This is a genomic window from Streptomyces sp. NPDC048514 (assembly GCF_043199955.1).
GTDB lineage: Bacteria > Actinomycetota > Actinomycetes > Streptomycetales > Streptomycetaceae > Streptomyces.
In genome coordinates, this window is sequence record NZ_JBICWT010000009.1 from 134,304 (window position 1) to 155,944 (window position 21,641).

Below are 21,641 nucleotides of genomic sequence, written 5' to 3' on the forward strand. Positions count from 1 at the left end.
TCCACCAGCTAGGTGATCGCGCCGAGTTCAAGCAGTTCCTGCCGCAACTGGGCGGCTATGTCCGCCAGCTCCGGGGAATCGCTCGCGGCTGCGTCCGGTACGGCGGCCGCCTGTTCGATGTCGTCCCACGGGATCAGCTCCCGCAGGTACCCCGTGAGCGCCACGACCGTGGAGTGCTCGAAGATCGCGGTTTCCGGTACGGCGACGCCGAGTTCGGCTTCCAGGGTCAGGCGGAACTTCTCGACCATGACGGATTCCATCCCCAGGTCGAAGAAGCCGCGGTCCGGGTCGGGCAGCTCCGGGGGCGCGTAGTCGAGCAGCTCGGCGAGCCGCTCCCGCAGGAGGGCCGTCAGCAGGGCCTCACGCTCGAACTCCGTCGCCTCGCTGAGCGAGTTCAGCAGTGCCGACGTCCCGGGCGGCGGCACGTCGGGCCGCTCGGGGCCGGGCGTCGGCGGAGCGGCGGAGGGCTCGGAGCCAGGTCGCGGCGCGACGTCCCGTTCGGGCCCGGCCGGCGGAGCGACGGGCCGCTCGGAGCCGTACGACTCTTCCGGCGCCGGGCCGGGCGACGGACTCGGGGTCGCAGGGGGCGGGGCCGCAGGGGCCGGGGTCAGGGGGTTCGGGGCCGAGGCCAGGGGGGCCGAGGCCAGGGGGGTCGGCTTCGACGGGCCGGCCGGTGACGGCGTCCGTCCCGCCGGGGGCCGGGTCAGGGCGCCGGTGCCGGATCCGGCGCGCCCGGTCCAGAAACGGCCCCCCGCGAAGGGGTACGTCGGCAGCGGCACCCGCGTCGGCCGGGGGCCCTCCTGGTACGCCGGCCAGTCGACCGGCGCGCCCTCGGTCCAGGCACGCGCGACCTCCTCGAGCCGGACGGGGTCCGAGGCGTCGCCGGACCCCGGACCGGGAGCCGTGGCCACCGTCCCGGCCCCGGTGACCTGGCCGGCGTACCAGCGCCCGCCGCTCTCGCCGTCTTCGAGGTAGGCGTCCAGGACGCGGACCGCGCTCTCCCGGTCCGGCGCCACGAAGGCGAGCCGGTGTTCGTGGGCGTCCCGGCCCGTCTGCAAGGTGTGGGCCACCGCCACGAGTCCTCCCGGCCGCTCCTCGGCCGACGCGAGGTGGGCGCGCAGCGATCGCGCGCGGGCACGGAGCGCGGACGCCGTCCTCGCGGAGAGCGGGACGACCACGGGTGCGTCCTGCCCGGCAGCCGTGAGCGCGGGCGTGTACTCCTCGACGATGGCGTGGACGTTGACACCCCCGGCGCCGAAGGAGCTGATCCCGGCCCGCCGGGGCACCTCTCGCGCCGTGCCGTCGCCGGACGTGACGACGGGCCGCCGCCACTCGCCCGTGGCCCGCTGCACGTAGAAGGGCGTGGCCGCGAAGTCGATGTGCGGGTTCAGTTCCTCGGAGTGGGTGAGCGACGCGGCCAGTCGGCGGTGCTTCAGCTGGAGCAGCACCTTGGTGAGCTGGGCGATGCCGGCCGCCGCCTCCAGGTGGCCGATGCCGGACTTGACGGAGCCGATGGCGCAGAACTGGGTGTCCGACGTGTCCCTGGCGTACGCCTGGCTCAGTCCGGAGATCTCCACCGGGTCACCGAGCTTGGTCCCTGTGCCGTGCGCCTCCACGTAGCTGATGGTGCGGGCGTCGACACCGGCCTTCTCCAGTGCCCGGCCGATCACCTCGGCCTGTGCCGTGGGGTTGGGCACGCTGTAGCCGAAGGTCCTGCCGTCGTTGTTGACCGCGGTCGCCTTGATGACGCCGTAGACGTGATCGCCGTCCCGCTCGGCCGCCGCCAGCGGCTTCAGCAGCACGGCACCGACCCCCTCGCCGGGCACATAGCCGTCGCCGTCCTTGCCGAACGACCGGCACCGGCCGTCGCTGGCGGCGAACCGCCCGGCGCACAGCGACACGTACTTGCTCGGGTGCAGCGAGAGGTTCACCCCGCCGGCCAGGGCCGTCTCGGACTCGCCGCTGCGGATGCTCTCGCAGGCGAGGTGGACGGCCAGCAGCGAGGACGAGCACGCGGTGTCCACGCACAGGCTCGGCCCGCGCAGGTTGTACAGGTAGGAGACACGGTTGGCGATCGAGTACAGCTGGGAGTTGACGGGGCCGAAGCGTCCGTCCCGGTACGAGTCCGCCTGATGCAGCTGGTAGTTGTTGAACGTGGCTCCGACGAACACCCCCATCGAGGCACGACCGTCCGCGGCGGTGGGATCGTGCAGCCGCGCCCGTGAGTATCCGGCGTCCTCCAGGCAGGCGGCCGCGGTCTCCAGGAACAGCCGCTCCTGCGGGTCCATGTGCTTGGCCTCGAGCGGCGAGATGCCGAAGAAGTCCGCGTCGAACCGGTCCACGTCGGGCAGGAAGCCGCCCCACCTGCAGTACATGCCCTCGCCCTTGGCGCGCCGGGCGCCGGTCCCCGAGCCGTAGTCGCGGTGGTCCCAGCGCTCCTTCGGTATCTCGACCACGCAGTCGCGGGCGAACTCCAGATTGGTCCAGAAGTCCTGCAGCGTGTCCGCCTTGGGGTAACGGCCGCTCACCCCGACGACGGCGATGTCCCCGGCGGCCGGCGGACGGGGGGCCGCGACGCGGGCGGCGCTCCCGGTGGCGGTGTCCTGTCGGGCCGGTCGTGCGCCCCTCGGCCGCGCCGGCCCCCGGCCGGCCAGGAACCCGGCCAGCGCGCCGATCGTCTTGTGCGTGAAGAACGCCTCGGCGGGGACCTCTCCGAAGACGTCCCGCAGACGGTCGAGCAGCCGTTGCACGGCGAGCGAGTCGACGCCGATCTCGTGGAAGGCCGTCTCGGCGGACAGCCGCCGCCGGTCGATGTTCAGCAGCCGCGACAGCTCTCCGGTGAGCAGTTCGGCCGTGTCGTCCGGGAGCGGTCCGTCGGCAGGTTCACCCGAACGCGGTCCGGGGGCGCCGACGCCGGGCAGCGGCCCGGTGGCGCTGTCGTCCGGTGCCGGTGGCCCGGCGGCGGTCGCAGGCGCAGGGGCAGGGGCGCTCGTGGTCCCAGGGGCGGAGGCAGGGCCGAAGGAGTCGCGGACTCCTGCGAGCCAGTACCGCTCGTCGGCGAACGGATATCCCGGCAGGTGGACCCGGCGGGGGCGGTCCTCGCCGTCCAGCTCCCGGTACAGCAGCTCCCAGTCCGGCCGGCCGCCGGACAGCCACTCGTCGGCCGCGCGCGCCGGCGCCCCGGGCCGCACACCCGCGACGGTCAGCTCCCCCGGTCGCGTCGCCCACGCTCCGGGAGCGCCTCCCTCGACGAAGTCGGCCAGCGCGGTGAGCAGTTCCGTACGGGACGTCGCCGCCACCGCCAGCCGGTGCTTCATCGGGTCCCGGCCCACCTGGGTCGTGTAGGCCCAGTCGGCCAGGTCGGCGGCGGGCTCCGCGGCCAACGCGGCCCGGAACCGGGAGGCGTACGCGCGCAGTCGGCCCTCGGTCTTGGCGGACAGGACCACCAGCGCGGGCTGCCGCCCCTCCCCGGGGGCGCGACGGCCGGTGCCGGCGGCCGGCTCGGGCACGTACTCCTCGACGACCAGATGTGCGTTCGTGCCGCTGAAGCCGAAGGAACTCACCGCCGCCCGGCGTGGGACGCCGTCGGGCGAGTCCCAGGGCTCGAGCTCGGTGTTCAGGTAGAACGGGCTCCGCTCCAGTGCGATGTGCTCGTTGACCGTGTCCAGGTGCAGTGTCGGGGGCCGCATGCCGTGCCGCAGCGAGAGCAGCACCTTCAGGACTCCGGCGATGCCTGCCGCCGTCAGCAGATGGCCGATGTTGCTTTTCACGGAGCCCAGCGAGCAGAACGCCGTACGGTCGGTGTAGGCGCGGAACGACTCGGTCAGCGCCTCGACCTCGATGGGGTCGCCGAGTTTCGTGCCCGTGCCGTGCGCCTCGACCATGGTGATCGTGCCGGGATCGACGCCGAAACCGTCGTACACCTCCCGTTCGAGCCGCGCCTGGGAGACGGCGCTCGGCGCCGTCATGCCGTTCGTCCGGCCGTCCTGGTTGACACCCCAGCCGCGGAGCACACCGCGGATCGGGTCGCCGTCGCGCAGCGCGTCGTCCAGCCGCTTCAGCAGGACGACACCGACCCCCTCCCCCGGGACGAAGCCGTCGGCGGCGGCGTCGAAGGTCTTGCACCGCCCGTCCTTGGACAGCATTCCCGCCTTGCTCGTCATGACGTGCATCGACGGCCCGGAGAGCACCGAGACGCCGCCGGCCAGCGCCAGGTCGCTGTTGCCGAGGAGCAGGCTGTCGCACGCCTGGGCGATGGCGACGAGCGAGGAGGAGCACGCCGTGTCGATGGCCAGGCTCGGTCCCTTGAGATTGAGCAGATAGGCGATCCGGGCGCTCAGGATGGAGGACGCGGCGCCGGTGAACCCTTGCGGGTTGTCGCTCTTCTTCATCAGGAACTGCCCGTACTCGCTGGGTCCGCAGCCGACGAACACGCCGCACCGGGTGCCGGACAGGGCCGACGGCGCGATGCCCGCGTCCTCGATGCAGTGCCAGCTGCCGGCCAGGAAGATCCGCTGCTGGGGATCCATGTGCTCGGCCTCGACCGGCGAGATGTTGAAGAACAGCGGGTCGAAGGAGTCCGCGGTCTCCAGCGTCCCCATCCACTTGCTGTACGTCCTGCCGGGCGCCTTCGGGTCGGGGTCGAAGTACCGCTCCGACGGCCAGCGGCTGTCGGGGACCTCGGACACGCAGTCCCGTCCGGCGGCCAGGTTGTCCCAGAACGTGTCGAGGTCGGGGGCCATCGGGAACCGACCGGCCATCCCGATCACGGCGATCGCCCGGCCGGTGTCCGTCCGGGCGCCGGCCACGGCCGCCACCGGCTCCGGACGTTCCCCGCCTGCGGTCACAGCCGCACCGAGGGACGCGGGGGTGCCGACGGGCGGGGCCGCACCGGTCGACGCGGGCGCACCGAGGGACGCGGGCGCGCCGACGGGTGTGGGTGCGCCGTCGCCGAAGTGTGCCTCGATGCGGTCGCGCACCTCCGGCTGGTTCACGAACGTCCGCTCGTGCATGCCCAGTTCGTGCTCCAGGGTGCTCGCCACGCGACCGCGGAGGGAGTCGGCGAGCAGGCTCTTCAGGCCGATGAGGGCCTCGCGCGGCGCCTGGGCGAGTTCCCGTGCCAGTTCCAGCGCCGTCTCGCGGACCTGGGACCGGGGAACCACCGGGAACGGCACGCCGCGTTCGGCCAGCTCCGAGCCCCGGTACGAGCGACCCGCGAAGAGGATCTCCCGGGCCAGCGGGCCGCCGAACCGCTCGGGAAAGATCAGCGTGGCTCCGGCCCCCGGCGTGAACCCGTACTTCATGTAGTTGCTGGTGTAGTAGCTCTCGCTGCTGAACACCGCGAAGTCGCAGAACATGCCCATGGACCAGCCCGCGCCGATCCCGTGCCCCTGCAGCGCGGCGACGACGGGCAGCCGGCAGTCCAGCGGGAGGTGGTAGAGCGCCAGGTCGGTGAACTTGACGCGGCCCTCCTGAATGGCCAGCAGCCCCTCCTTCGTCCCGCCGGAGGCGAAGTAGCTGTCGTAGCCGGTGAGCACGACGACACGGACGCTCTCGTCGGCGTCCATCTCCGCGAAGGCACGGGTGAGCCCGGAGACCAGCGCCGGGGAGAAGGTGTTCTTGTGGGCGCGGTCCTCCATCACCACCAGCGCGATCCCCGGTTCGACATGGCGCCAGCGGACGACGTCCTCGTCCTCACCGCTCGTGGGCCCGCTCGGCTCGGGCCCCCGCCGCCGGTCGGGGACCGCTGCCGGTGTCATCAGGGCGCGCAGCCGTCTCTCGGCGGCCTCCGGGGTGAGTTCGCCGTTCTTCAGGGCGGCGAAGATCTCCTGTGCGGTCACCGCCCAGACTCCTTGTCGAGGTTCCGGAACAGCCGCTGAGCCGCGTCCACGTCCAGTTCGCCGCTCCGGACACTCTGGACCAGGGCGTGGAGCCCCGGCTCCGGAACCGTCGGCGCCTGGCCGAGCAGGGGCTTCAGCAGGTCACGGAACTCGCGGACGGTCGGATGGTCGTAGATCTTCGATGCCGTGACGGACAGGCCGTAGGTGGCATTCACCCACTGCACCCACTCGACGCCCACGATCGAGTCGAGCCCGAGGTCGGCGAAGCTCCTGTCCGCGTCGATCTCCTCGCGCGGGACGGCCAGGATCTCCGACAGTCCGGCCGCCAGTTCCTCCTCCAGCCGCTCGTCGGTGATCCCGGCCCGGGCCTGCGTCGCCTCCGCGGCGGACGCCGCAGGCTCGGGCGCCCCGGCGGGCCGCGGTGCCACGGGCGCCGGAACGTCGGCGGTCAGGGGCACGGTGGGAACCGGAGCGGGGCCGGGAACGGCCGGTGCGGCCTGGACGCTCCCGGCGGTCAAGGACTCCGCCAGGGAGGGGAGTTCGGTCGGCAGCGGCGAGGTGGCGGCCGGGCGCGGGGGCTGGGGCAGCACCGACAGCCGGATGCGAGGCGGCCGTTCGCCCCGGTCCGCAGAGGTGACAGGTGGGTGCTCCGCGGTCACGGGCGCCTGCGCGGCCGGCACCACCGGACGGTGCGGCACCACCGGTGCGGCCGGCACGTCGGTCACGATCGGGGCGGCCGGCACGTCGGTCACGATCGGGGCGGCCGTGGCGGCCGGCGCCACGGCTCCGGGTTCGTCGCGGATCCAGTACCGGTCCTTGGCGAACGGATAGGTGGGCAGGCCCATCCGGTACGGCAGGCCGTCCGCGTAGAGCTGTTCCCACTCCACCTTCATGCCCATGGTCCACAGCGAGAGCAGCTTGCCGTAGTTCCCCTTGGTGGCCAGCGCCGCGACGGCCGCGCCGATGCCGTCGTCGTCGAGCAGCAGGTCGAGGAGTTCCGAATGCCGCCGGGTACGCCCCCGGTACACACCCGCGACGGCGCCCGGCCCGTCCGTCAGGTAGGACCGCAGCCGGCTCTCCAGTTCGGCCGCGCTCGCCGCGATCACGGCGAGCCTCTCCTCCATCTCCTCGCGGCCGCTCTGCAGCGTGAACGCGGCGTCGACCAGCCGGTCGTCCGTGACGTCGCCGTCGAGGACGGCCTGCGCCAGCCGGCCCGCCATGGCGTCCAGTTGCTCGGGGGTGCGGGCGGACAGGACGACGAGCGCCGGGCGTTCGCGCGTGGCACGGTGGACGGGACGACGGCCCGGCCCGTCCACCCCGTTCTGCCCGTCCTGTCCGTCCTGTCCGTCCTGTCCGTCCCGCGGGATGTACTCCTCGATCAGCACGTGCGCGTTCGCCCCACCCGCGCCGAAGGAGGACACCCCCGCGATCCGGGGCACGGTCACGACGTCGCCGTCGCGCACGACGGTGGGCCGCTTCCACTCCCCGAGTTCCCGCTGCAGGGTGAACGGGGTCTGCTCGAAGCGCAGGTCGGGGTTGATCCGCTCGGCGTGCAGGCTGGGCGCCAGGGCACCGTGCCGCAGTTGCAGGACGACCTTGGTCAGACCCGCCATCCCGGCCGCGGCCTCCAGGTGACCGATGGCGGACTTCACCGAGCCGATCGCGCAGAAGCCGTCGTCCGGGGTGTCCCTCCGGAACGCCTCGGTGAGCCCCGCCAGCTCGATCGGGTCGCCGAGTGCCGTGCCGGTGCCGTGCGCCTCGACGTAGCTGACGGACCGGGCGTCGATCCCCGCCTTGTCGAGCGTCCTGCGGACGAGGGCGCTCTGCGCGGTGGGGTTGGGCACGGTGTAGCCGTGCGTACGGCCGCCGTGGTTGATGGCCGTGGCGGGGATCAGCGCATGGATGTGGTCGTGGTCCGCGAGCGCGTCCGACAGACGCTTGAGGATGACGGCGCCGACGCCCTCGCCCGGCACGAAACCGTCGGCGCCGGCGCCGAAGCTCTTGCAGCGGCCGTCGGTGGACAACATCCGGTGAGCCGACATGCCGACGTAGGTGGACGGATGCAGATAGAGGTTGACGCCGCCGGCGACGGCCATGCGGCACTCCTCCCGGAGGATGTGCTCACAGGCCTCGTGCAGGGCCGTGAGCGAGGAGGAGCACATGGTGTCGATCGGCATGCTCGGCCCCTGCACGTCCAGGAGGTACGAGACGCGGTTGGCCACCGAGGCGAAGGAGCTGTGCAGCTCCCCGCGCCAACCGGCGGCGCGTGCCGCGGGGCCGTACAGGTTGTAGCCGGTCTTGGTGATGCCGACGAACACGCCGACGCTGCGCTCGTAGCGGCGGGCCAGCTGCTCCCGCGTGCATCCGGCGTCCTCCATCGCCTCCCAGACCGCGGTGACGAACAGCCGCTCCTGCGGGTCCATCAGACGGGCCTCGCGCGGGGACATCTGGAAGAACAGCGGATCGAATTCGGCGAACCCGTCGAGGAAGCCGCCCCACTTGCCGTAGCTCATGCCCCGGGCCACCGCGTCCTGCGGGTCCGGGTGGTAGAAGCCCTCCAACGGCCAGCGGTCGGCGGGGACCTCGGTGACGCAGTCGTCGCCCGCGGCCAGTCGCTCCCAGAACTCCCGCAGATCGTCCGCCCGCGGATACCGGCCGGAGATACCGACGATGGCGATCGGCTCCCGCGCCGCGGCACGGGCGGGGACAGCGGGCGCCGGCCGGGTGACGGGCTCACCGGCCGCCTCCGGCACGCCGGCGGGGGCGGACGCGCGGACTCCGTCGGGGGCGGGGGCGGGGGCCGGGGCCGGGGCCGGGGCCGGGGCCGGGGCCGGCGGTGCAGTGTCCGTCCAGGCGGCGCACTGTGCGGGGAACTCCGCGAGCAGGTAGTCGGCGGCGAGCGCCACGGTACGGCGCTCGAAGAACAGTGTCTTGGGCAGGTCGGGGAAGGCGTCCTCGAGCATCCGGTTCCACCGGGTGATCATCACGGAGTCGATGCCGTACGTCTCGAGGGGCGCCCGTGCGTCGATGTCCTCGCCGGCCAGCTTGACGATGTCACCAAACTGCTGTTTCAACCGCCGCACCACCGCCTCGCGCAACGCGCCCTGCCCGCCGGCGGTCCTCTCCGCCCGCGGGCTCCGCGGGGCGGTGTCGTTCACATGGTCCATGATCTTGTCCCGGGCTCCCGCGAACACGGCCAGCCGCTCGCATCCCGCGGCCAGTCCTCGGTACAGCGCCTGCAGAGCGCTCTCGGTCTCCAGCGCGGCCACCCCCGTCGAGGCGCGCAGCCGCTCCTGTGTCTCTTCGTCCATGCGCATGCCGCCGTCGCGCCACAGCGGCCAGTCGACGCACAGCGCGCGGCCGTGCCGTTCCCCGGCGGCGGCCAGCCGGTTGCGGTGGGCGGCGTAGTGCCCCATGAAGCCGTTGGCGGCGGCGTAGTCCGCCTGTCCCGCGTTGCCGAGGACGGCGGCACCCGACGAGAAGGCCAGGAAGACGTCGAGGGTGTCGTCCCTCGTGCTCTCGTCCAGGTTGACCAGGCCGGTCACCTTCGGGGCCAGGACGCGGCGCACCTCGGCGTCCGTCCGCCCGAGGAGGAATCCGTCGCCGAGGACTCCGGCGCAGTGGATCACTCCGTCCAGGCCGCCGAACCGGGTGCGCACCTCGGCCGTCAGCCGGGCGGTCTGCTCCCGGTCCGTGATGTCGGCCCTCCGGTAGTCGGCGTCCGCGCCGAGCGCCCGCAGCTCCCGCAGCGCGTCCCGCGGCCGGGTCCCGTCGGGGTCCGAACGTCCGGTGAGCACGATCCGCGGCCCGCTCGTGCGCCGGGCGATCTCCCGGGCCAGATGAAGCCCGATCCCGCCCGCACCACCGGTGATCACATAGACGCCGTGGTCCTTCCACGGCACCGGGACGGTGGCCGGTTCGTCGGGCTGCCGGTACCCGATCACCCACCGCTGCCCGTCGGCGTAGCGGACGTGGCGGTCCCCGGCGCACGCCGCGTTCTCTCCGAGGATCACGCTCAGCCGGTCCGCCCGGTCGCCCGCCTCGATCAGCTGGGTGACCACCCTCGGGTTCTCCAGCGTGACGGACCGCAGCATCCCGGAGAGCGCGCACAGCGCGGCGTCCCGCCCCTCGCCGGGGATCACGAGCTGGACCAGGGACCGGCCGCCCAGCGCACGGCGCAGCACGTCCTGCAGGGTCCGGGCCAGCTGCACCGTGAGGTCCTCGAAGCGCCGGTCGGTCCGCTGTTCGGCGGAGCGCAGCACGGTCAGCCGTACGCTCCCGTCCCGCACCCCCCGGTGGTCCGCAAGGGTGCCGGGCAGACCGTCCCCGCAGAGGACGACGACATGGTGCGCGAACCGCTCCGTGCCGGGGTCTGCCCCGGCCGCCCTGGCGGTCCAGTCCGGGACGAGCAGCAACGCCGGGTCCCCGGCCGGCTCGGACACCACGGCCGGTCCCGGTGTCACGGCGGTCCCGGACGCGGCGGCCGGCCCGGGCGGTGCGGCGGGGACCGGGCCCGGTACGGGCGGTGCGGTCTCCTCGCGCCTCGAGATCCAGTACCTGCCGCGGGCGAACGGGTAGCCGGGCAGCGAGATCCGCCGGGGCCGGGGCTCCGGGAAGCAGCGCTCCCAGTCGGCGTCGGCTCCCCGCACCCACTTCGCCAGCGCCGCGTCGTGCTCCCCCGCCTCCATCAGTCGCTCGACGCCCCTGCCGGAGGAGCCGTGGTCCTCCCTGTCCTCGTACGCGGGGCGGAAGCCCTGGTGGAGCCCCGGCTGCTCGTCCCCGTCCAGGAAGCACTGCAGCGTACGGGCGAGTTCGTCCAGGGACCCGGTCATGAAGGCGAGCCGTGCCGCCAGGGCCTCCCGGCCGGTCCCCAGGGTGTACGCCACACCGGGCAGGTCGCCGTCGGTGTAACCCCGGTCGGGGTCGCGCAGCGCGGCCAGCAGCGCTCGGGCCCTCTCCCGCAGCCGGTCGCCGTCGGCGGCGGAGAGGACGACGGCGAACCGGGCGTGCGGGGGCGGTGCGGTGGTGGTGTCCGGGCCGGAGACGGACGGCGCGATGAACTCCTCGATCAGCACGTGGGCGTTGGCCCCGCCCGCTCCGAACGACGAGACACCCGCGAGCCGCGGATGCTCGCCGCCCTCCAGCACGGGCCGCTGCCACACACCGGCCTCCTGCTGGAGGACGAAGGGCGTGCCGGCGAAGTCGATCTCGGGGTTCGGTGTCCGCGCGTGCAGGGACGGCGCGATGCGTCCGTGCCGCAGCTGCAGCAGGACCTTGGTGACGCCGGCGATCCCGGCCGCGCTCTCCAGGTGTCCGATGTTCGACTTCACCGAGCCGATCGCGCAGTACCGGCGGTCCGTGGTGTGCTGCTCGAACGCCCTGGTGAGGCCGGCGACTTCGATGGGGTCGCCGAGCGCCGTGCCGGTACCGTGGGCTTCCACGTAGCTGACGGCGCGGGCGTCGCGCCCGGCGCGTTCCAGGCACTCCGCCACGACCTCGGCCTGGGCCCGCGGGTCGGGCACGGTGTAACCGCTGGTGCGGCCACCCGCGTTGAGGCTGCTGGCCTTGATGACGCCGTGGACGGTGTCGCCGGCGGCCACGGCGGCCGCGAGCGGCTTCAGTACGAGGGCTCCGACGCCCTCCCCGTCGACGAACCCGTCGGCCTGGTCCCCGAACGCCCTGCACCGTTCGTCCGCGGAGAGCATCGTCAGAGAGCTGAGACGCAGATAGTGCACCGGGTCGACGATCAGGTTGACGCCACCGACGACGGCGGCCTCGCAGCCGCCGCCGCGCAGGCTCTCGACGGCGAGGTGGACGGCGGTGAGCGAGGAGGAGCACGCGGTGTCCACGGCCAGGCTCGGGCCGCGGAAGTCGAGCGTGTGGGAGACCCGGTTCGCCACGGACCAGTAGTGGGCGCCGGTGGCGTAGTTGCCGTTCATGACGCCCACGAACACACCGACGCGGCGGCTGCGGGAGAGCCCGGCGGGGGTGTACCCGGCGTCCTCGACGGCCGTGTACGCGGTCTCGAGGAACAGCCGCTCCTGCGGGTCCATCCGCTCCGCCTCCGCGGGCGATATACGGAAGAAGAGCGGGTCGAAGGCGTCGATGTCGGTGAGGAAACCGCCCCACTTCGTGTACATGGTGCCGGGGGCGCCGCGCTCGGCGCTGTAGTACTCCCGCCAGTCCCAGCGCTCGCGCGGTATCTCGGAGATGCTGCTGCGGCCGTCGCGCAGGTTGCGCCAGAACGCGTGGACGTCTTCGGCGCCGGGGTACCGGCCCGCGAAGCCGATCACCGCGATGTCCTGCGGGTCGAGGTCCGCCGGCCGGGCGGTCCCCGGCGCTGGTTCGCGGGCGCGCTCCGGCCGCGGCCGTTCCCGCGGCCGGTCGGGGGCGGCCGCGGGTTCGGTCAGGCCGAGCAGGGCGGGGAGCCCGGCGCCGTGCACCGCGAGGAAGTGCCCGGCCAGCTCCTCGATCGTCTGGTACTCGAAGAACACGGTGCTGCTCACCTTGCCGAGCCGGCCGCGCAGTTCGGCGCCGAGCTGGGTCACGACGAGCGAGTCCATGCCGTAGCTCTGGAGCGGCTCGGTGGGGTCGATCTTGTGCACCGGGTACTTGAGCGCCTGGGCGACCAGTGTCGTCAGATACCGCGTCACCAGGCTCGCCGCCGCGTCCGCCGCCTCCGCACGGTGCGCGACGCCAGGGGTGTCCGCGCCCGGTGCGACCTCCACGGTGTCCGCGCCCGGTGCGACGTCCGTGGCGTCCGGCCCGGGGGCCGCGTCCGCCGTCGAGGGGCCGGGTGCGATCCGTACGGGCTCCCGCCGCCCGCTCCGCTCCGCCGGCGGACCTCCGCGCCGTACGAAGCCGTCGCTCTCGGCGCCCAGCAGCTGCTGTCCGGCTTCCGCACCGGGGACGTCCGGGGACAGCACGAGCTTCAGTCCCTCCTCCGCCAGCACCCGCTTCCAGGTGTCCACGCTCAGGCCCGGGCAGCCGGGCAGCCGCAGCTCCGGATCCTCGTACCGCCACCACCCCTCCAGCAGCCCGAAGGTGAGATGGGCGAACAGGGTGTTGCCGGTCAGTTCGTTGACGAGCAGCAGACCACCGGGCCTCAGCAGCGCCTTGGCGTGCCGCAGAGCCGCGCGCACGGAGGTGGTCGCGTGCAGCACGTTCGCCGCGATCACCAGGTCGTGCCCGCCGGCGGCCAGACCCTGTTCCTCCGGTGGCCGCTCCACGTCGAAGGTCCGGCAGACGAGGAACGGACGGTCCGCGCCGTACGCCCGTTCCGCACGGGTCAGGAAGGCCGGGGAGACATCGGTGTACGTGTATTCCGCGATCCGGTCGGCGAAGGGCGCGAGCCGGCCCAGTACGGCCTCGCTCGTCGCGCCGGTCCCGGCGCCGATCTCCAGGATGCGCACGGGCGCGCCGGGCCGCCGGGCCACCAGTCCCGCCACCCGGGCGGCGGCCTCGGCGGCCAGCGCCTCCCGTCCCGCGTCGGCGGCCGGGTCGTCCTTGTAGACCGCCTCCACGAGATGCAGTGAGGAGTCGGGGAAGAGCACTTCGGTGGCCGGCACCCGTCCGGTGAGGATGTCCGGCAGCGCGCGCACCGTGCGGTCGAGCAGCGCGGCCCGTCCCCGCAGCTGAGGTAGGGCGGCCCAGCGGGGCAGGGACCGGTCCCACTCCTGCCACGGGCCGGCCGCGGCTCCCGGCCCCGCGCCGCCGTCGCCGTCGCCCGGCGCGGAGATGACCCGCAGGGTCTCTCGCGTCCACTCACGGTAGGCCGGTTCGATGGCCGTACCCGTCATGACGTCGTCGAGCTGTGCCCCGTCCGGGGCGCCCAGCTCCGCCAGCTGGGCCCGCAGCAGTCGCCGCAGCAGCCGTTCCATGTGCTGCTGCGGACCTGGCGTCGAACTCACTGCGTCACCCCTCCGGTGGAAGCGTCCACTGACGTGGCCGCGGCGTGTCCCGTCGACCGGCCGGCGATGTGCCGGGCCAGCTCGGGGAGAGTCGGGTGGTCGATGAATGCCGCCTGGGTCAGGTGCATTCGGTAGCGTTCGCCGATCCGCTCGGCCAGCTCGGTCAGCTGCGCCGGCCCGAAGCCGTACGCGGTCAGCTCCCGCGCGTCGTCCGGCGCCTGGATCCGTTCCCCGATCCGGGCACCGGCCAGCTCGCGCAGCTCCTCGAGGACGGACTCGGGGCCGGGCGGGGCCGCGGGTCCCTCCTCCACCGGCGTCGCGGTCAGGCACTGCGTCATGTCGAGTGCGCCGACACGGCCCGGATCGGCCACCTTCAGCAGGGCGAGCCGGTCGAAGGGCGACGACAGCAGGAACTCCAGGGCCGCCATGCCCTCGGCCGGTTCGATGGAACCGATCCCTTCCCGTGCCATCCGCTCGCGGTACGCGGCGGACGCCACGACCCCGACACTGCCCCAGTAGCCCCAGTTGACGACCTTCACCGCGCAGGGCCAGTCCTGTGCGAGCCGGTGGGCGAGGGCGTCCTTGAAGGCGCAGCCGGCCGCGTAGTTGGCCTGTCCCGCGCCCTTGACGAAGGAGGCCATGGACGAGAAGAACAGGACGAAGTCGAGCGGCAGGCCGCCGAAGACCCGCGCCATGGCCACCCCGACGTCCAGCTTCGCCGCGTATCCGGCGCGGAAGCGTTCCTCGGACATCTGCGCCAGGCTCCGGTCGAGGAGGGAGATCGCCGCGTGCACCACTCCGTGCAGGGCGCCGAAGCGATCGAGCGTGACCCGGCGGGCGCGGCTCAGCTGTTCCTCGTCGGTGGCGTCCGCCTGCAGGTAGAGGGGCCGTGGGCCGAGGCGCGCGAGCCGGTCGAGTTTCCGGGTGATGTCCGCGTCCTGGGGCCGCCTGCCGATCCAGACGATTTGGGCCCGGTAGGTCCTGACCAGGTACTCGGACCAGGTGTCGCCCAGCCCCCCGGCCCCGCCGATCACGAGGTAGACGCCGCCGTGCCGGTAGCCGGTGCGCGCTCCCGGCGCCCCGCCGGTGACGGGGATGAGCCTGCGGCGGTGCCAGGCGCCGGACCGCAGGGCCAGCACGTCCGCCCCCGTCTCCGGGGGCAGCCGGAGCAGCGCGCCGTCGGGCCACCGGCCGTCGGCCGGCAGGTCGACGGTCCGCACCCGCCAGCCGGGCTGCTCGTCGGCGAGCGAGCCGGCCAGCCCGTGCACGCCCGCGTGAGTCGGATCGACGGTGTCGTACGGTCCGCACGGCTCGCTCTGCCGGGTCACCACGGTCCATGTCAACTCGCGCTGAGCGTAGTCCAGTTCGAGTGCCGCCTTGATCAGGCGGAACAGCTGGAGGGTGCCTTCGCGCTGCGCCGGCGGCACGGTGCCCCAGCCGTCCGCCGCGACCGTGCCGAGGGGCGCCACCCAGACGAGATGGCCGACGGGCCCGCATCCGCGGAGCAGTTCGCGCAGCGCGGCCACCGACGCGTCCGCCGGGATCTCCAGTGCGGTGGCGTCCGGGAACTCGGCCGCGAGCGCCTGCCTGGTCGCCCGGTCCGCGCAGGCGAGTACTGTGCGGCCCTCGACGGGTGCCGCCGGGACGCCGTCGTCGAGCGTCACCGCGTCCCACACCGGGGCGGCGAGGACGGTCTCCATCGGCGCCTCGTCGCCGGGTCGGTCGGGTGCGGCGGACGCCGGCTCCCGCAGGGTGCGGCAGGCCGCACCCCGGATGCGGACGCACACCACCCCGTCCTCGTCGCAGACGTCGACATCGAACGTCCGCAGCGCCTTCGTGCCGGATCGCTCCCGTACCCGGGCCCAGCGGGCGGTGCGGCTCGGGGCGAGTACGTCGACCTCGTCCACGGAGAACGGCAGGGCGGGCCCGTCGAGGTCCGCGGCGGTCCCGTCGGACGGCAGCATCAGGCCGACGACCGCCTGCAGCGCCGAGTCGACGAGACTCGGATGCAGTTCGTACGCGGCGGCGGTGTCGCGCACCTCGTCGGGCAGCCGGAGCCGGGCCAGGGCCTGGGCGGTGCCCACGTCGATGTGTTCGATGCCGCGGAACGCGGGTCCGTACTCCATTCCCGCCCGGCCGAACGCGTCGTAGCACTGTTCGGCCGTCAGCCGGCGGACCGAGCAGGCCGTGCGGACCGCGGCCAGGTCGAGCGTGTCCGGTACGGCCTCCCGGTCGGTCAGCGGCACCGCCCGGCCGCGGCAGTGCAGGACGGGGGTCGCGCCGGGCGCGGCGGGCGCTCCGTGCACGGCGAAACCGGTGCCGCCGTCGGGCCCGGGCGTCAGCGTCACCTCCAGGCGCAGCGGTCCCTCCTCGGCGACGGCGGGCGCCGTCCAGGCCACGTCCGCGAGGCGCAGGCGACGGTCCTGCGGTCCGGCGGCTCTCCGGTGCCGGTGCACGGCGGCCCGGGCCAGCTCCAGGTGTGCGGCCCCGGGCAGGATCCTGCGTCCGAGCACCCGGTGATCGGCAAGGAAGAACTCGGTGCCGGCGAACTCCGGGCGGAACCTTCCGTGCCCGCTGTCCGGGTCCGCGGCGGGCAGCATCGGGTGGTCCGCGCCGGGTCCGTCCGGAACCGGGCCGACGGCCGCGGTGTCCGCCGGCTCCGCGGTGCCCACCGGGTCGGCCGCGTTCGCCGGATGAGCCGACTCCGCCGACTCCGCCGCGTCCACCGCGTCCGCGAGCCAGTAGCGGTCACGGGCGAACGGATACGTCGGCAGGCCGATGAGCCGTGGCCGGGATTCCCGGTGGAGCGACTCCCAGTCGTACGCTCCACCCCCTACCCACGTCTCCAGCAGCGCCGCGTACTCCTGCGGGGACGGCGTTCCGGCCGTCACCCGGCCGGCCACGGCGCCGTACCCGGCGCCGGCGGCGGCCCGGCCCCGATGGACCCTCCCGTCGGCGTGGCCCGCGGCGAACCCGTCCAGGATCGCCGCCAGTTCGCCGACCGAGGAGACGACACAGCCCATGCGCTCGCGCAGCGCCTCCCGTCCCGTCTGCAGGGTGTACGCGAGGTCGGGCAGGTCCGCGTCGGTCAGCGGGGTGTCGCGCAGGGCGCCGGCCAGCTGCCGAGCCCGCTCCCGGAGCCGGTCCTCGTCCCGTGCGGAGAGCACCACGGCCACCGGCAGGACCGCACCCGCGGGTGCCGCGGGCCGGGGCCGGTCGCCCGCGGCCGGCACATGCTCCTCGACGACCACGTGCGCGTAGGCGCCCGAGATACCGAACGAGCTGATGCCTGCCCGCAGGGGAGCCCCGTCGGGGGCGACCCAGTCCTGTGTCCCGGGGTTCACCCGCAGCGCGCCACCGTCCCACTTGATCAGCGGGTTGTGCTGACGCAGCCGGGGCAGCGGGGGTATCTGCCGGTGGCGCAGCTGCAGGATCACCTTCAGCAGGCCGGCGAGGCCGGCCGCGCCTTCGGTGTGCCCGATGTTCGCCTTGACCGATCCCACGGTGCAGAACCGCTCGCGCTCGGTGTAGCGCCTGAAGGCCCGGTTCAGCGCGGTGATCTCGATGGGGTCGCCGAGCTTGGTGCCGGTGCCGTGCGCCTCGATGTAGCTGATGGTCTCCGGCGGGACCCCGGCGTCCTGCCAGGCCCTGACGACCGCGTTCTCCTCGCCTTCGACGCTGGGTGCCGTGAAGGAGGGGGTGTATCCGCCGTGCCGGACCGCCGAGCCCTTGATCACCGCGTGGATCCGGTCGCCGTCCGCCACCGCCCGGCTCAACGGCTTGAGCAGCACACTGGCGATGCACTCGCCCGGTACGTAACCGTCGGCCGTCTCGTCGAAGGTGTGGCAGCGGCCGGTCGGCGAGAGCGCCCCGACACTGCTGAAGAAGCGGTAGTGGTACGACGACAGCAGCAGGTTCACTCCGCCGACGAACGCCGTCTCGCACTCCCCGCCGCGCAGCGCCTGACAGGCCTGGTGCAGTGCCACCAGCGAGGAGGAGCACGCGGTGTCCACGGCAACGCTCGGGCCGTGCAGGTCGAAGGCGAAGGAGACCCGGTTGGCGAGGACCGTGTGGTGGTTGCCCAGGCCGGCGTAGGGCTCGACGGGCAGCCGCCGCTCGTTGATCACGTCGAGGTAGTCGTGGCAGCAGACCCCGACGAACACGCCGGTGTCACTGCCGCGGAGCCGTGCGGCGGCGCCCGCGTCCTCGGCCGTCGCGTAGACGCTCTGGAGCAGCAGGCGCAGCTGCGGGTCCATCCATTCGGCCTCGCGGGGCGAGACACGGAAGAACTCCGCGTCGAAGGCGTCGACGTCCTCGATGAACCCGCCCCACTTGCAGTACGTCTTGTCGCGGGCGCCCTCCGTCGCGTCGAACCACGGGCGGTAGTCCCAGTGGTCCCGCGGGATCTCGCTGATCACGTCGGTGCGGTCGACCAGGTTCCGCCAGAACTCGTCGAGGTTCGAGGCGCCGGGCAGCATCGCGTGCATCCCGATGACGGCGATGTCCTCGTGCCCGCCGGCTTCGTGTCCGACGGCTCTGCGCCCGGCGGCTTCGTATCCGGCGGCTTCGTGCCCGTCGGCTTCATGTCCGACGGCTCTGCGCCCGGCGGCTTCGTGCCCGTCGGCTTCATGTCCGACCGCTTCATGTGCGACGGCTTCGTGCCCGGTGTCCGCCGGGGCGGGAACCCGGGACGGGTGCGCAGGGGCGGTCCCCGCCGGTGTTCGCGCCCGGTCCAGCCGGGCCGCGAACACCTCCCGGTGGTCCCGGTGGAAGTGGTCGGCGAGCTGCGCCAGGCTCGGGTACTCGAAGAACAGCGCGGGGCTCAGGTCCAGGCCGGTGTCCTGTTCGATGTCCTTGGTCAGTGCGACCAGTTGGGCCGAAGTGGCGCCGAGGTCCATCAGGTTGACCCGGGGGTCCACCTCGTGTGCCGGGTCGTCGAGCAGCGCCACCAGCTTGTCGGTCAGATAGCGCCGGATACCGGGCAGCAGATCACCGTGCGTGGGGGCGGCGTCCGGCGCGGTGCGGATGCGCTTCATGGAACAGCCGGTCAGCCGGGCCACCACCTGGGAGCTGTCGTCGGTCAGGTCGGCGTCGAAGACGATCAGTTCACCCGAGTCGCGGCGCAGCCGAACGGCCAGCCACACCCGGCCGGTCGCCGCGGCCCGCCGGGCATGCACTTCCTCGATGCCGAAGGGCAGGTATCCGGCCGAGCCCGCGGCGGCACCGTCCTCGCCGAGGAAGAGCAGCGCCGCCTGGAAGGCGCTGTACACGAGCAACGGGTCCAGGGCCCGGCCCCGTGCACCGTCACCCGTGGTGTCCACGGCCGCCACCACCGTCCCCTCGCCGGCGTACAGCTCGGCGAAGGTCCTGAAGGTGTCTCCGATCCCGATCGCCGGGTTCCGTCCGTACAGCAGCTCCGGGTCCACCGGCGGGAGACCGGCCGGCCCCGCCGTGCCGCCGGGCGTCGCCGGCTCGGGCCCGGCCTCCCGCAGGCGGCACTCGGCGGCCGCGACCCACGGCTCGTGCGGACCGTGACGGTATACGGCGCGGACGTGGACATCCGCTCCCGGCGCGGCCTCTTCGGTCTCCAACCGGACCTCGGCCCGGGTGCCCGCGGGCACCTCCACCGCGCGCAGGAAGGTCAGCTTGCTCAGCCGGGCCGCGTCGTGCTGCGGGAACCGGTCGAAGAACCAGTCCAGCGCCAGGCTCGCATGGGTCATGCCGATCAACGTCGGCACGCCGGCCACGGTGTGGTCGCGCACGTACGGGTCCTCGGAGCGGAAGTGCGAGCTGTCACCGGCCGCGCCCCGCTCCTCCGCGCCCCGGCTCGTGCGGCGCTCCTCCGCGGCCCGGCTCGCGCCCGGCTCCTCCGCGCCCCGGTACGTGCCGGGCTCCTCCGCGGCCCGGCTCGTGCCGGAGTCGTGGGCGGGCCGGTGCTTGTGAGCCGGGGCGATGGCGGTGTACCAGTACTTCTCCTGCGCGAAGGGATAGCCGGGAAGGTGGGCGCGGCGTGGTGTGCCGTCGTGAAGCCGGGACCACTCGCCGGCCGAGAAGTCCGCGCCGTCCACCCAGGCCTGGGCCAGCTCCGGCAGTGTGGCCCGCGCCGCCCACCGATGCCGTTCGTGCTCCGGCACGAGCCGGCGTCCGCCGGCCGGGGCGGGGCGGAACACCCCGTCGGCCGCGGCGCCGGGCTCGCCCTCGGGCGCCCGCAGATACGCGTCCAGCGCCCGGAGCAGTTCCTCGTGGGAGGCGGCGGTGAACGCCACCCGCGCGTCCATGGCCTCGCGCCCGGTCTGAAGGGTGTGGGCCGTGGCCGCGACGTCGGCCCCGGGTGCCTCGGCCAGGTGGTCGCGCAGCCGGCCGGCCTGCCGGGTCAGCGCGTCCGGCGTCCTGGCGGACAGCACGAACAGGTGCCGGCCGCCGGCGGTGCCGCGGTGCCGCGGTGCGGGGGCGGGGACGTACTCCTCCAGCACGATGTGGGCGTTGCTGCCGCTGAAGCCGAAGGCGCTGACGCAGGCCCGGCGGGGGTGTGCGGCGGGGGCGTCCCAGGGCCGGGTCCGCGTGTTCAGGTAGAAGGGGGAGGAGGCGAAGTCGAAGTGCTGGTTGGGCTCTTCCACGTGGAGCGTGGGCACCAGCGTGCGGTGCCGCAGGGAGAGCAGGACCTTGTGCAGCCCCGCGACGCCCGCGGCAGCGGTCGCGTGGCCGATGTTGCCCTTGACCGAGCCCACCGCGCAGAACTGGCGCTCCTCGGTGCTCTTCCTGAACACGGAGGACAGGGCGTCGAGTTCGATGAAGTCGCCCATCGTCGTACCGGTGGCGTGGGCCTCCACGTAGCCGATACCGGCGGGATCGATGCCGCGGGCCGCGTACAGCCGTCCGATCAGCCGGGCCTGGCTGCGTCTGCTGGGTGCGGTGATGCCGTTGGTGCTGCCGTTCTGGTTGACGGCCGTCGCGAGGATGACGCCGTGGATGGCATCGCCGTCCCGCTCGGCGTCGTCGAGGCGCTTGAGCACGAGCGCGCCGACGCCCTCACCGGGTACGAAGCCGTCGGCCCGGGCGTCGAAGGGACGGCACTGCCCGGTCGGGGACAGCATCCCCGCGGCGCTCATGCTCACGTACCGGTCGGGGCCGAGGTAGAGGCTCACGCCACCGGCCAGGGCCAGATCGGTCTCACCCGAGCCGAGTGCCTGGCACGCCAGGTGCACGGCGACGAGGGACGAGGTGCAGGCCGCGTCCACCGCCATGGCCGGGCCGGTCAGACCGAGGTGGTAGGCGATGCGGGCGGCCGCGATGGCCCCGTTGGTACCGGTCGCGCCGACCGCTCCCGGGGCGTGCCGCGCGAGCAGGCTCTCGTACTCGTGGCTGGCGAGCCCGAGGTAGACGCCGCACTCGTGGCCGTCGAGCCGCTCGCGGCCGTAACCGGCGTCCTCGAAGGCGTGGAACGCCTCCTGGAGGAAGAGCCGGTGCTGCGGGTCCATCGCGTGTGCCTCGGCCTGCGGGATGCCGAAGAACGCCGCATCGAAGGCGTCGACGTCCGAAAGCGCTCCGAGCCACTTGCAGTCGGTCCTGCCGGGCTGCCGGCGCCGTGGGTCGTAGTACGCGCCGGTGTCCCAGCGTCCGGCGGGCACCTCTGCGACCGACGACTTCCCGGCGCGCAGGTTCCGCCAGTACCGGCCGAGGTCCTCGGCGCCGGGATAGCGGCCGGACATACCGATGACGGCGTAGGCCCCCCGGGGCGTCGCCGGTCCTGGTGCGACCGCCTCCGGCGGGGCGAGGGGTTCCCCGGCAGGGCCGGCACCGCCCGGCTGAGACGTCAGGACGTCCCGGGCCTCGTCGAGGCCGATCTTGCCGGACTGCAGAGCCAGCAGAAGGTCTTTGGTCCGCATCTCTC

At 73.7% G+C, this 21,641-nt stretch carries 3 protein-coding genes; all 3 read right to left on the reverse strand.

Annotated features, from left to right (window positions below; translation table 11 throughout):
• Nucleotides 1-8: 8 nt before the first annotated feature.
• The 3 genes from ACGFT2_RS20970 to ACGFT2_RS20980 are packed head-to-tail and all read right to left on the reverse strand — an operon-like array spanning nucleotide 9 to nucleotide 21,636.
• Nucleotides 9-5,840: a beta-ketoacyl synthase N-terminal-like domain-containing protein gene (locus ACGFT2_RS20970; protein ID WP_393280323.1), complete on the reverse strand. Its 5,832-nt coding sequence runs from the start codon at nucleotides 5,838-5,840 to the stop codon at nucleotides 9-11.
• Nucleotides 5,837-13,750 (reverse strand): SDR family NAD(P)-dependent oxidoreductase, encoded by a 7,914-nt coding sequence (locus ACGFT2_RS20975; protein WP_393280325.1) that lies wholly within the window; start codon nucleotides 13,748-13,750, stop codon nucleotides 5,837-5,839. The genes ACGFT2_RS20970 and ACGFT2_RS20975 overlap by 4 nt, the downstream gene beginning before the upstream one ends.
• Nucleotides 13,747-21,636 carry an SDR family NAD(P)-dependent oxidoreductase gene (locus ACGFT2_RS20980; protein WP_393280329.1) on the reverse strand — a complete coding sequence of 2,630 codons (7,890 nt, stop codon included), beginning with the start codon at nucleotides 21,634-21,636 and terminating at the stop codon, nucleotides 13,747-13,749. The genes ACGFT2_RS20975 and ACGFT2_RS20980 overlap by 4 nt, the downstream gene beginning before the upstream one ends.
• Nucleotides 21,637-21,641 lie beyond the last annotated feature (5 nt).